The 12,679-nt window shown below is 67.3% G+C and carries 9 protein-coding genes; 2 read left to right on the top strand and 7 right to left on the bottom strand.

Annotation, left to right across the window (positions count from 1 at the left end):
- Nucleotides 1-204: 204 nt before the first annotated feature.
- The 3 genes from ACFXMV_RS02590 to ACFXMV_RS02580 form a co-directional block, all read right to left on the bottom strand.
- Nucleotides 205-1,656 carry a glutamate synthase subunit beta gene (locus ACFXMV_RS02590; protein ID WP_378499514.1) on the bottom strand — a complete coding sequence of 484 codons (1,452 nt, stop codon included), beginning with the start codon at nt 1,654-1,656 and terminating at the stop codon, nt 205-207.
- The gene (gene gltB / locus ACFXMV_RS02585) at nt 1,649-6,244 is read right to left on the bottom strand and encodes a glutamate synthase large subunit (RefSeq protein ID WP_378502606.1); all 4,596 of its coding nucleotides are present in this window, start codon (nt 6,242-6,244) and stop codon (nt 1,649-1,651) included. The genes ACFXMV_RS02590 and gltB overlap by 8 nt, the downstream gene beginning before the upstream one ends.
- A 289-nt stretch (nt 6,245-6,533) precedes the next feature.
- On the bottom strand, nt 6,534-7,253 hold the full coding sequence (locus ACFXMV_RS02580) for a DUF1361 domain-containing protein (protein WP_378499512.1): 720 nt from the start codon (nt 7,251-7,253) through the stop codon (nt 6,534-6,536).
- A 233-nt stretch (nt 7,254-7,486) separates the two neighbouring features.
- Between ACFXMV_RS02580 and ACFXMV_RS02575 the strand changes: the two genes are divergently transcribed.
- Both ACFXMV_RS02575 and ACFXMV_RS02570 read left to right on the top strand, forming a co-directional pair.
- Nucleotides 7,487-8,305 carry a polysaccharide deacetylase family protein gene (locus ACFXMV_RS02575; protein WP_378499511.1) on the top strand — a complete coding sequence of 273 codons (819 nt, stop codon included), beginning with the start codon at nt 7,487-7,489 and terminating at the stop codon, nt 8,303-8,305.
- A 229-nt stretch (nt 8,306-8,534) separates the two neighbouring features.
- Nucleotides 8,535-9,059, top strand: coding sequence for a hypothetical protein (locus ACFXMV_RS02570; RefSeq protein WP_378502607.1), 525 nt, complete (start codon nt 8,535-8,537; stop codon nt 9,057-9,059).
- Nucleotides 9,060-9,147: 88 nt separating this feature from the next.
- On the opposite strand, the gene ACFXMV_RS02565 is transcribed toward ACFXMV_RS02570, so the two are convergent.
- The 4 genes from ACFXMV_RS02565 to ACFXMV_RS02550 are packed head-to-tail and all read right to left on the bottom strand — an operon-like array spanning nt 9,148 to nt 12,483.
- Nucleotides 9,148-9,663: a pyridoxamine 5'-phosphate oxidase family protein gene (locus ACFXMV_RS02565; protein ID WP_378502608.1), complete on the bottom strand. Its 516-nt coding sequence runs from the start codon at nt 9,661-9,663 to the stop codon at nt 9,148-9,150.
- Nucleotides 9,663-10,529, bottom strand: a complete 867-nt coding sequence (locus tag ACFXMV_RS02560; protein ID WP_378502106.1) for a heme ABC transporter ATP-binding protein — start codon at nt 10,527-10,529, stop codon at nt 9,663-9,665. The genes ACFXMV_RS02565 and ACFXMV_RS02560 overlap by 1 nt, the downstream gene beginning before the upstream one ends.
- On the bottom strand, nt 10,529-11,536 hold the full coding sequence (locus ACFXMV_RS02555) for a FecCD family ABC transporter permease (RefSeq protein ID WP_378502107.1): 1,008 nt from the start codon (nt 11,534-11,536) through the stop codon (nt 10,529-10,531). Before ACFXMV_RS02555 ends, ACFXMV_RS02560 begins: the two co-directional genes overlap by 1 nt.
- On the bottom strand, nt 11,533-12,483 hold the full coding sequence (locus tag ACFXMV_RS02550; protein ID WP_378502609.1) for an ABC transporter substrate-binding protein: 951 nt from the start codon (nt 12,481-12,483) through the stop codon (nt 11,533-11,535). The genes ACFXMV_RS02555 and ACFXMV_RS02550 overlap by 4 nt, the downstream gene beginning before the upstream one ends.
- Nucleotides 12,484-12,679: the final 196 nt, after the last annotated feature.

Genomic DNA, 12,679 nt, shown 5'->3' with positions numbered 1-12,679 from the left:
CCACCGGAGTGGGTTTGCGGTGGCGTGACTCACATCACAAATCGCCGAAGCCTAACCGGCACAAAATGGATACGCCCGCGGTTTCCTGAACATTCGTCCAAATGACCGACAGGCCTGAAATGCCCTGTTACGCAGCAAACCCGCCGCCCCGAACTGCCGGGACGGCGGGTTGCCGTTCGAGTGCCGGTCGCTACCGGCCCGTGACTACCGCTGCGGCGCGGCCGTCGGGACGATCGGCGACGGCAGCGAGGTCTCGCCCTCGAGGAACGTGTCGACGGCGGCCGCGCAGGCGCGACCCTCCGCGATGGCCCACACGATGAGCGACTGACCGCGGCCCATGTCACCGGCCACGAACACGCCGTCCACGCTGGTTGCCCACTCGCCGGAGCGGGTCACGTTGCCGCGCTCGTTGAGGTCGACGCCCAGGTCGGTGAGCAGGCCCGGCTTCTCCGGTCCGACGAAGCCCATCGCCAGCAGAACCAGGTCGGCCTCGAGCTCGAAGTCGGTGCCCTCCTGCTTCTCGAAGCGGCCGCCGACCATCTTGACCTCGTGGGCCTTGAGTCCGGTGACCTTGCCGTCCGATCCGGAGAACTGCTCGGTGTTCACCGCGAACACCCGCTCGCCGCCCTCCTCGTGTGCCGAGGAAACCCGGTACATGAGCGGGTACGTCGGCCACGGGGTGGAGTCCGCGCGGGCCTCCGGCGGACGCGGCATGATCTCGAACTGGTGCACGATCTCCGCGCCCTGGCGCAGCGAGGTGCCCAGGCAGTCCGCGCCGGTGTCGCCGCCACCGATGATGACGACCTTCTTGCCCTCGGCGGTGATCGACGGTGCGTCCGCATCGCCGAGCTGCACGCGGTTGGCGATCGGCAGGAACTCCATCGCCTGGTGGATGCCGTCCAGCTCGCGGCCGGGGATCGGCAGGTCGCGCGCCTCGGTGGCGCCACCGGCCAGCACGACGGCGTCGAAGTCCGCCCGCAACTGCTCCGCCGAGATGTCCACGCCGACATTGACTCCCGGCCGGAAGATGGTGCCCTCGGACTCCATCTGGACCAGGCGCCGGTCGATGTGGCGCTTCTCCATTTTGAACTCGGGGATGCCGTAGCGGAGCAGACCACCGATGCGGTCGGCCCGCTCGAACACGGTCACGGTGTGCCCGGCGCGGGTCAACTGCTGCGCTGCCGCCAGGCCCGCGGGCCCGGAGCCGACGACCGCGACCTTCTTGCCGGTCAGGCTGGACGGCCGCACCGGCTTGACCCAGCCCTCGTCGAAGGCGCGGTCGATGATCTCGACCTCGACCTGCTTGATGGTGACCGCATCCTGGTTGATGCCGAGCACGCAGGACGCCTCACAGGGCGCCGGGCACAACCGACCGGTGAACTCCGGGAAGTTGTTGGTCGCGTGCAGGCGGTCGATGCTGTCGCGCCAGCGATCCTTGTGCACCAGGTCGTTCCACTCGGGAATCAGATTCCCGAGCGGGCAACCGTTGTGGCAGAACGGAATACCGCAGTCCATGCACCGGCTGGCCTGGGTGCGGAGGGTCTTCGAATCGAAGTCCTCGTACACCTCCTTCCAGTCCATCAGGCGCAGCGGCACCGGCCGCCGAACCGGCAGTTCGCGCGAGGTGTGCTTGAGGAAGCCGCTTGGATCACCCACGAGCTGCCTCCATGATTGCCTCGTCCACGTCAGTTCCGTTCTTCTTCGCGGTGTCGATCGCCACGAGCACCTTCTTGTAGTCGCGCGGCATCACCTTGACGAAGTGATTCACCTGCTGAGACCAGTCCGCGAGGATGCGCGCGGCAACCTCGGACCCGGTCTCGTCGCGGTGCCGTTCGATGGCACCCTTGAGCCAGACGAAGTCCTCGTGCTCGAGGTCTTCGAGATCGACCAGCTCCGTGTTGAGGTCCGCCTCGAAGGACTTGTCCGGGTTGTAGACGAACGCCACGCCGCCGGACATGCCCGCGCCGAAGTTGCGTCCGGTCGCGCCGAGCACGACCACCCGTCCACCGGTCATGTATTCGCAGGCGTGGTCACCCACACCCTCGACCACCGCGGTCGCGCCCGAGTTCCGGACCGCGAAGCGCTCACCCGCGATACCGCGGATCAGGGCCTCGCCGCCGGTGGCGCCGAACAGGATCACGTTGCCCGCGATGATGTTCTCCTCCGCGACGAACCCGTCGGCGGTCTGCACCGGCGGGCGCACCACGATGTGTCCACCGGACAGGCCCTTGCCGACGAAGTCGTTGGCGTCGCCGAACAGCCGGAGCGTGATGCCCTTCGGGACGAAGGCGCCGAAGCTGTTGCCCGCCGACCCCGTGAACGTGATGTCGATGGTGTCCTCGGGCAGGCCCGCGCCGCCGTACACCTTCGTCACCTCGTGGCCGAGCATGGTGCCGACCGTCCGGTTGACGTTGGTGATCTTCGACTCGAACTTCACCGGCTGACCGCTGTCGATGGCCGCACGACTCTGTGCGATCAACTGCTGGTCGAGCGCCTTCTCGAGGGCGTGGTCCTGCGAGCCGGTGCAGTACAGATCCTGGTCCATGAAGGCCGACTCGGTCTTCGCCAGGATCGGCGACAGGTCCAGCTTGGACGCCTTCCAGTGCTCGAGTGCCTTGGTGGTGTCCAGTGCGTCGACCTGGCCGACCGCCTCGTTGATGGTGCGGAAGCCGAGCTCGGCGAGGAGCTCACGCACCTCCTCGGCGATGAACATGAAGAAGTTCTCCACGAACTCGGGCTTGCCGGCGAAACGCTTGCGCAGCACTGGGTTCTGGGTCGCAACGCCAACGGGGCAGGTGTCCAGGTGGCACACGCGCATCATGATGCAGCCGGAGACCACCAGCGGCGCGGTGGCGAAACCGAACTCCTCGCCGCCGAGCAGCGCGGCGATGACCACGTCGCGGCCGGTCTTGAGCTGGCCGTCGACCTGCACCACGATCCGGTCCCGCAGGCCGTTGAGCAGCAGCGTCTGCTGGGTCTCGGCGAGACCGAGCTCCCACGGCGCGCCCGCGTGCTTGACCGAGGTCAGCGGGGTGGCGCCGGTGCCGCCGTCGTGACCGGAGATGAGCACCACGTCGGCGTGCGCCTTCGAGACACCCGCCGCGACCGTGCCGACACCGACCTCCGAGACCAGCTTGACGTGAATACGGGCCGTCGGATTCGCGTTCTTCAGGTCGTGGATCAGCTGTGCGAGATCCTCGATCGAGTAGATGTCGTGGTGCGGCGGCGGCGAGATGAGGCCGACGCCCGGGGTAGACCCGCGCACCTCGGCGACCCACGGGTACACCTTGTGCGGCGGCAGCTGGCCACCCTCGCCCGGCTTGGCACCCTGCGCCATCTTGATCTGGATGTCGGTGCAGTTGCTCAGGTAGTGCGAGGTGACGCCGAAACGACCGGACGCGACCTGCTTGATCGCGGACCGGCGCCAGTCGCCGTTCGGCTCGACCTCGAAGCGCGACGGATGCTCTCCGCCCTCACCCGAGTTGGACCGTCCGCCGAGGCGGTTCATCGCGATGGCCAGCGTCTCGTGCGCCTCGGCCGAGATGGAGCCGTAGCTCATCGCACCGGTCGAGAAGCGCTTGACGATCTCCGAGGCGGGCTCCACCTCGTCGATCGAGATCGGCTGGCGCAGACCCGACTTGAACGTGAACAGGCCGCGCAGGGACGCCAAGCGCTCCGACTGATCGTCGACGAGCTTGGTGTACTCCTTGAAGATGTTGTACTGACCGGTCCTGGTCGCGTGCTGGAGCTTGAACACCGTGTCCGGGTTGAACAGGTGGTACTCGCCCTCGCGGCGCCACTGGTACTCGCCGCCGACCTCGAGCTCGCGGTGCGCGCGCTCCTCGGGACGGTTCAGGTACGCGGCCGCGTGCCGGATCGTGATGTCCGCAGCGATCTCGTCCAGGCCGATGCCGCCGAGGCTGGAGTTCAGCCCGGTGAAGTACTCGTCCACCAGCTCCTGCGACAGGCCGATCACCTGGAACAGCTGCGCGCCCGTGTAGGAGGCGAGCGTCGAGATGCCCATCTTGGACATCACCTTCAGCACGCCCTTGCCGGCGGCCTTGATGTAGTTCTTGACCGCGTCGTCGAAGGCGATGCCGGTGAGGTCGCCGCCCTCGATCATGTCCTCGATCGTCTCGAAGGCCATGTACGGGTTGATCGCCGCGGCGCCGAAGCCGACGAGCGTGGCCATGTGGTGCACCTCGCGGGCGTCACCGGCCTCCACGACGAGCCCGACCTTGGTGCGCGAACGCTCCCGGACCAGGTGGTGATGCACGGCAGAGGTCAGCAGCAGCGACGGGATCGGGGCGAACGTCTCGTTCGAGTTCCGGTCCGAGAGCACGATGATCCGCGCCCCGCCCGCGATCGCCTGCGATACCTGGAAGCGAATGTCGTCGAGTGCCTTGCTCAGGCCCTTGCCGCCGTCGGCGACCCGGTACAGGCCGGGCACGACCACCGAACGCAGGCCGGGGAAGTCACCGTCGTCGTTGACGTGGACCAGCTTGGCGAGGTCGTCGTTGTGCAGGATCGGCTGCGGCAGCGCGAGCAGGCGGCAGGAGGCCGGGCCCGGGTTGAGCAGGTCGCCCTCCGGTCCCATGCTGCCGCCGATGCTGGTGACGATCTCTTCGCGGATCGCGTCCAGCGGCGGGTTCGTCACCTGCGCGAACAGCTGCGAGAAGTAGTCGAACAGCAGCCGCGGCCGCGCGGACAGCACCGCGATCGGGGTGTCGGTGCCCATCGAACCGAGCGCCTCACCACCGGTCTTGGCCATCGGCGCGATGAGGACGTTCAGTTCCTCGTTGGTGTATCCGAACATCTGCTGACGGATCAGCACCCGATCGTGGTTCATGTGCACGTGGTCGCGCTCGGGCAGGTCCGCCATGTGGACGAGCCCGGCGTCGAGCCACTCCTGGTACGGGTGCTCGGCCGCCAGCTCGGACTTGATCTCGTCGTCGCTGATGATCCGGCCCTGTGCGGTGTCGACCAGGAACATCCGGCCCGGCTGCAGGCGGACCTTCTTGATCACCTTGGCGGGATCGATGTCGAGGACGCCGACCTCGGAGGCCATCACGACGAGGCCGTCCTCGGTCACCCAGATGCGGCTCGGGCGCAGGCCGTTGCGGTCCAGGACGGCGCCGATGACGGTGCCGTCGGTGAAGCACACCGACGCCGGTCCGTCCCAGGGCTCCATCAGGGCCGAGTGGTACTCGTAGAACGCCCGGCGAGCCGGGTCCATGCTCTCGTGCCGCTCCCAGGCCTCGGGAATCATCATCAGCACTGCGTGCGGCAGGCTGCGGCCGCCGAGGTGCAGCATCTCGAGCACCTCGTCGAAGCGCGCGGTGTCGCTGGCACCCGGGGTGCAGATCGGGAAGATCTTCTCGAGCGCGCCTGCGCCGAACACGTCGGACTCGATGAGCGCCTCGCGGGCGCGCATCCAGTTCTCGTTGCCGGTCACGGTGTTGATCTCGCCGTTGTGGGCAACCCGCCGGAACGGGTGCGCCAGCGGCCAGGACGGGAACGTGTTGGTGGAGAAGCGCGAGTGCACCAGGCCGAGGGAGCTCTCCATCCGCTCGTCCTGCAGGTCGAGGTAGAAGCTCTTGAGCTGCGGGGTGGTGAGCATGCCCTTGTAGACGAAGGTCTGGCCGGACAGGCTCGGGAAGTACACCGACTCGCGGCCGGTGGCGCCCTCGCCGGAACCCGCCTGGCCGAGCTCGTGCTCGACGCGCTTGCGGATCACGTACGCGCGGCGCTCGAGGTCCATGCCGGTCACCCCGGCCGCGGCGAGGAAGACCTGCCGGAACGTGGGCATCGCGTCGCGCGCCATCGCACCGAGCGAGGAGTCGTCGGTGGGGACCTCGCGCCAGCCGAGGACCGTCAGGCCCTCCTCCGCGACGATCCGCTCGACGCCGGCTGCGGCCTCGTCGGCGGCCGCCGCCTCCTGCGGGAGGAACCCGATGCCGGTCGCGTAAGCGCCCTCGGCGGGCAGCTCGAAGTCGACGACCGCGCGCAGGAACGAGTCCGGGACCTGCAGCATGATGCCTGCGCCGTCGCCGGTGTTCGGCTCCGAGCCTGCAGCGCCGCGGTGCTCGAGGTTCACCAGCGCGGTGATGGCCTTCTCGACGATGTCGCGGCTGCGCCGCCCGTGCATGTCGACGACGAACGCGACACCACAGGCGTCGTGCTCGTTCGCGGGGTCATAGAGGCCCTGGGGTCCGGGAGACCTGTGGCCTGGAAATTGCTTCATACCTAGCCTTCATGTGCGTCAGATGCACAGACGACCAGCAACGCTGATGGCCATCACGTGGCAATACAAGCGCCGACGCAACACTGGGCCGGCGCGCCCGATCAGCTCGGCGGCAGACGGTGATCGGGATGTGTTCCCGCCTCCGCCGACGTGGCTGAGTGACTATCTGGACGGTTGTGTGTCCAGCATGTTCCGAACACGATAATTGAGTACCCCCAGGTTGTGCCAACTTAGGTAAGCCTTTTTCCATGATTGACCAGCGCATGGGCCCGGATCTACAGGCAAGGGTTCACGACCCGTCGCCGGTCGTCGCGTGCAGGATCTCTTCGAACACCGGTCCGGCGACGATCCCGTAGACGATCAACAGGAACAGCGTGTGGGTGAGGCAGAACAGGGCGAAGTTGCCGATCTGCGGCCAGCCGTCGAAGTGCTCGCGGAACTTGGTCCACATCCGTGTGGGTGAGCGCACGTCCCAACTGTTCAGCCGCAGGTAGCGGCCCAGGTAGATGCCGACCGTCACCAGCACGATGACGATCACACCCACCGCCCGCACCGGGAGCGCCTCGACGGCCTCGTTGTCGTCGCCGTAGACGGCGAGGACGAAGGCGAACTGGGCGGCGAGGATGCCCAGCACCGTGTTGATCACCCCGGACATCGCGAACGTCAGGACCGAGATGATGTCGTACCAGAGCGGGACGGATTCGTTCTCGCGCCGGTGGTTGAGGTTGAGTTCGGTGATCAGGTAGCCGGAGTTGGGCAGGGCCAGCAGCCAGGCCAGGAATCCGACAACACCGACCGCCACACCGAGGATCGGCGAGACCAGCCCCGACGCCAGCGCGGCCAGCGCCACCGCCGCCACGAGCAGGATCAGCGGCAGCACCGACAGGACGAAGTTCTTCAGCATCGGCCGGTACACCGGCACCCGATAGATCCACGATCTGGCCAGGATCATCACCAGGGCGTAGATGTTCAGGGCGACCGCGAGCTGGACCTGCAGGCTGAACGACATGAGCTATTGAGTACCTTCGTCTAATACTGTACGGCGCCAACAAGATTCGACTAGGTTGCGCGGCTGTACCGCCGACTCGGTTGGGTCATCGGTCCCACCCGCTTCCGACGCTCCCCCTTCGTAGCAAACATCGAGTGGACCGGCCGTCGACGTTACCGACCCGGTGAAACATCCAACGTTCCCCACGTCGTGGCGTCACGAAACGACCGCCACTGGCGAATATGGTCCGAAAGATGGACAGACGTGGGTTCTTGACGGTCCTGGCCGCCGGGACAGCGGCGGCGGTCGCAGGGTGTTCGCGTGCGCACGGGGAGGTCGCGACCCTGACGGGGGACGCGAGCCCGCCGTCCTTGTTGACCACCCCGCCGGTCGCTCCGGCTCCTCCCCCACTGCTGGGCCCGCCGCCGATTTCCGCGCGCGTCCCCGTCCCCGCCGGCGCGATCACCGCGATCCCGGGGCAGGGCAACAACATCGCGCTCACGGTCGATGACGGGGCCAGCGCCGAGGTCATCGGCGCCTACATCCAGTTCGCGAGGGACACCGGCGCCCGGTTCACCTTCTTCGTCACCGGCGTCTACGACGGATGGACCACCCACAGGGCGGCGCTGCGCCCCCTCGTCGAGAGCGGCCAGATCCAGCTGGGCAGTCATACCTGGGACCACCCCAACCTGACGTCGCTGTCCACGCCGGCGGTCGCCTCCCAGTTCGACCGAACGAAGAGATTCCTGCACAACAACTTCGGCGTCGACGGCACGCCCTTCTACCGGCCACCGTTCGGCTACCGCAACGCCACCGTCGACAAGATCGCCGCCGACCACGGCTACACCGTCCCCACCCTCTGGTACGGGTCGCTGTCCGATTCGGGTCTGATCACCGAGCAATACCTGCTCGAATGCGCCCGCAAGTTCTTCACCGCACAGTCGATCATCATCGGGCACGCCAACCATCTCCCGGTGACACACGTCTACGGCCAGCTCACCGACATCATTCGAGAGCGCAACCTCGCGATGGTGACCCTCAACGACGTGTTTGCCACTCGCATGGGCCACTGAGAGCCGGGAGGGCCGTCGGGGTCGGGTCGACAGGGCCGGACGGGACTGCCGACCCCGGAAATGACTACTGACCGCAGCGAATCGAGTCAGCTGCGGTCAGTGCTGCCGAAACCATACCGTGACCGGATCGTGACGTCCCAGGTCTGTGGCGAAGGTCACGAGACGAGGAGGGTGGCGATCTCGTCGAACGCCGCGGCTTCAGCCGGCCGGGGCACGGGAAGATGACGGGATGCCCCTCCCCGATCCGTGGAACCGCGACAGCCTGGTGTGGCGCATCCCCTTGGCCGGCGGCGCCGCCGAGTCGGATGACAACCCCGGTGTCGACCCACCCGAAGCATGGGTGCGGGCGTTGGCCGCTGTCGCACTCGACCTGCGCTGCCTGCGATACGGGCGGGAGGTGAACGTCGGGCGGCTCGTCTGGGACCTTGCGGTCGACAGCGAGTACTTCGTTTCGATCGGCTGGCAGGGCGCTCGAGGAGTCGGCGGCTTCAGCCGCGGTGAGGGTCTGACCGTGGATGCCTCGTTCGGCGAGGCCGCGGTGTGGGTCGCCGATACCGTTCAGAGCGAGCTGGCGGGCTACGACTTCGTGCAGTGGCCCAGTCGGGGCAGACATCTGCTCCTCCCCCGACTGCTCGCGACGAACCCCGCCTGGGTGGATCCGCACGGCGGCCGCAGGATCTGCGCCATCGGGGAACTGTGCACACACGGCGACCGGTGGTCGCACGCATCATCGGGAGGCCACCGACCGCACTGAAGGCCGCCTGCCGGGTTCCGGTGACCGCGTGCGGAGAGAACCGCTGCCCGGCTCGGAACGAGCCGGGCAGCGGTCGAAAGAGCTTGTGTCAGTTGCTTTTCGCGGCGGCCGGCTTCTTGTCGATGACGACGTGGTCGAAACGGCTGCCGTCGAAGCTGACCTCGAATGCCTTGCCGAACCCGACGACGTAGCGACCGTCGCGCGGCGTCAGGCGGAAGAGGTGGAAGTCCAGGCCGCGCAGGAGGTCGACCATCTTGGCGTTCGTCCGCTCCCCGAACGCCTCGAATACGGCGTCGTGTCCCTCTTCCTGCTTCTGCTCGACGTCGCAGACGAAGCTGGCCCGCTCGATGCCGAAGATGTTGGCGGCCCCGGATTCGTCCCCGTGAATCATCACGCGTGCGGTCTCCGCGTCCCGCAGGTAGACGTAGTGGTCCGCGACCTCGCTCACGTAGACGTAGAGCGCGCCGTCGTGCACGACGAACGGCGCGATCGACTGGAACGGCTCGCCGTTCGCGTCCTTGGTCGCGATGACCACGGTCTTGCGCTCGGAGAGAAAGGCGCGGTAGCCGGCCAGCGACTTTTCGGTTTCCGTATCGGACAGCATCAGTTCTCCTCAGAGGGGTAAGCGGGGACGGTGGGCTCTTGGGCCAAGGGCCCGACAGGTTCACGATCATCGGAACGGGCAAGATTCCATTGCCGTCGAACCAGGTGGATTCTGGGTCGCGCGGTGACGAGATGCTCCTCCACCTCGGCTTCCATGCCGTACACCTCACGGATCAGGCTCGGGGTCAGCACCTCTCGAGGCGTGCCCTCGGACACGACCTGTCCCGAGGAGAGGGCGACGATGCGGTCGCTGAACGTCGACGCCTGATTGAGGTCGTGCAGCACCATCAACACGGCAATTCCCAGCGTGCGGTTCAACGACGTCACCACCTCGAGCACCTCGTGCTGGTGCGCGATGTCCAGGTAGGTTGTCGGCTCGTCGAGGAGGAGCACCCGGGGGCGTTGCGCGAGGACCATGGCGAGCCACGCCCGCTGCGCCTCGCCACCGGAGAGCTGCGACACCAATCGATCCGCCAACGCCTTGAGCTCGGTGTGGGCGATCGCCCACTCCACGGCTTCATGGTCCTCGTGGGTCGTGCGCTCGTACCAGCGATGGTGCGGGTGCCGTCCGTAGCCGACCAGCTCGCGGACCGTCATGTCCACCGGTGCCGTGTTCTTCTGATTGAGCATCCCGATCGCCTGCGCGCGCCGCCGGGGCGGCCACGACGACATGTCGGAACCATCGAACTGCACCGCCCCGGAGCGGGGCGAGAGTTGCCCGCTCAGCGCCTTCATGACGGTGGATTTTCCGGACCCGTTCGGCCCGATGAGGGTGACGACCTCGTTCGGCCCCACCGTGATCGAGACGTTCTTGACCACATGGTTGTCGCCGTAGGAGACGCTCACGTCGCGGGCTTCGAGCAGCATCACTGCACTCCCTGTCGACGCATGAGGTAGAGGAAGTACGGCGCCCCGATCGCGGCCATGATGATGCCGGCGGGAATCTCGGTGGGGCTGAAGATCGTTCGCCCCATGGTGTCCGAGAGGAGCACCAGCAGCGCGCCGACCGCGGTGCTCATCGGGATCAGCACCGCGTGGTTCGATCCCACGATCATGCGGGCGATGTGCGGGACGACCAGGCCCACGAAGCCGATGATCCCGACGGCCGCCACCGCGATCGCGGCCAGGAAGACCGCCACCAGCGACAGCAGGATGCGGGTGACGTTCACGCCCTCACCGAGGTTCCGCGCGACGTCGTCGCCGAGGCGCATGATGTTGGCCGAGCGGATGCACAGCAGGGAGACCAGCAGCCCAATGATCGTGTAGGGCAGGATCATCCAGACCGAGTTCATTCCCTTCGCGGCGAGGCTGCCGTTCATCCACTGGATGGCGGCGGGCAGCCGGTCGCTGTAGCGCAGCGAGAGGAAGGCGATGAACGCGCCGGCGAGGGCGTTGACCGCGACGCCCGCCAGGATGATGTTCAGCGGTTTGATGCCCTCGCGCCGCCAGGCCAGCGTGTAGACGATGGCGGCGGCGATCACGCCGCCCACGAACGCGGCGATCGGAATCATCGAGTGGTAGCTGGGCGCGGCCAGCAGGATCACCAGCACCAGGGCCGCGGCGCCGCTGGTGACCCCGGTCAGCCCTGGATCGGCCAGCGGATTGCCCATCACGGTCTGCAGCAGCGCACCGGAGACCGCGATGCTCGCTCCGACCAGGAGCGCGAGCAGCACGCGAGGCAACCGCACGTCCCACAGAATCGTGCCGAGGGACTCGCTGTCGGAGCGGCCCGTCAGGAGCGCGACGATCTCCGCAGGGGAGATGTGCACGCTGCCGAGGCCGATGCTGACCAGCGCGACCACGGCGAGCAGAATCCAGGCAGTGGGGAGCGCCCACTTCGCCCGCGTGCGGGTCGGTGCTGTCGGCGAACTCACGGGTAGAGCAGTCCCGCGAGGGTGGGGACCGCCCGATCGAGCTGGCCGACCGAGGTGTAACCGAAGGTCGAGTAGTCCAGCACGTGAATCCGGTCATTGGCGTACGCGGGCAGGCTCTTCCACGCCGCGTTCTTCTCGACCTCGGCATCGAAGGCGGCCTGTCCTTGAGCGACGTCGCCCGACTGCAGCACCAGCACCACGTCCGGGGCCGCCGCGATGATGTTCTCCAGATTCACCGCGCTGTAGGTTTCCTTCGCCCCGAGCGCCGAGACCGCGACGTTGTCGGCGCCGGACTTCTCGATGAGGCTCCCCAGGAAGGAGTCGTTGTTCATCACCATGAACGAATCCGTGGCACCGATCAGGACCAGCACCTTCGGCGCATCGGCGGACGCGCCTGCGGCGGTGAGGGTCGCCTCGTGCGCGGTCATGGTGCCGAGGATCTCGCCCGCCCGCTCTTCCCTGTCGAAGGCGGCGCCCAACACCTCGACGGCGAACTTCAGATCGCCGAAGCTGTCGGTGGCGAGGAACGCCGCGGGTGTCGTGGTGGACGCCAACGTGGCCTCCACAGTGCTGCGGGAGGTCTCCGCCGCAATCACCAGGTCGGGGCCGAGCGCGACGATCTTCTCCGCATCGGGCGCCATCGTCGAGCCGATGCGGGGCACGCTGTCGAGCGCGGCGGGGAGTTGCTGCGTCGTCGTGGACGGGACACCGGCGACCGGAACGTCCAGGAGGGTGAGCACCTCGGCCAGGGGAATGGAGGCCGCGACCACCGTCTTCGGTGGGGCCGCGGGGACCTGCGCGAGGGCGGCGTCGAGGGCGGCTGCATTCTCGGACGGGGACGCCCCAGCGGACGTGGCCGCCGCCTCGACGGAGGCGGGATCGTCGTTGCCGCACGCGGCCACCCCACCGACAAGAACCAGGCTGACCAGCAGTGATGCAATTGACACAGAACGGTACCGCACAGCAGTGCACTCCTTGGGCCCGACAAAATTAGGTCAGACTACCCAAACCCAGGGCAGCCTAGACTTAGAATGTTCTTTACCGTCCCTTGAGCTGTCAAGTCGACGACCGAAACACCGGGCCGAGGTGGGCGCACCGCGAGACTTGGGTACGCGACCAGCTGGCAATCACGGGGACAGGGCA

The organism is Rhodococcus sp. NPDC059179 (assembly GCF_042754885.1).
GTDB lineage: Bacteria > Actinomycetota > Actinomycetes > Mycobacteriales > Mycobacteriaceae > Rhodococcus_G.
Note: the sequence above shows the minus strand (reverse complement) of the source record. Positions and strands in the feature narration are given on the sequence as shown.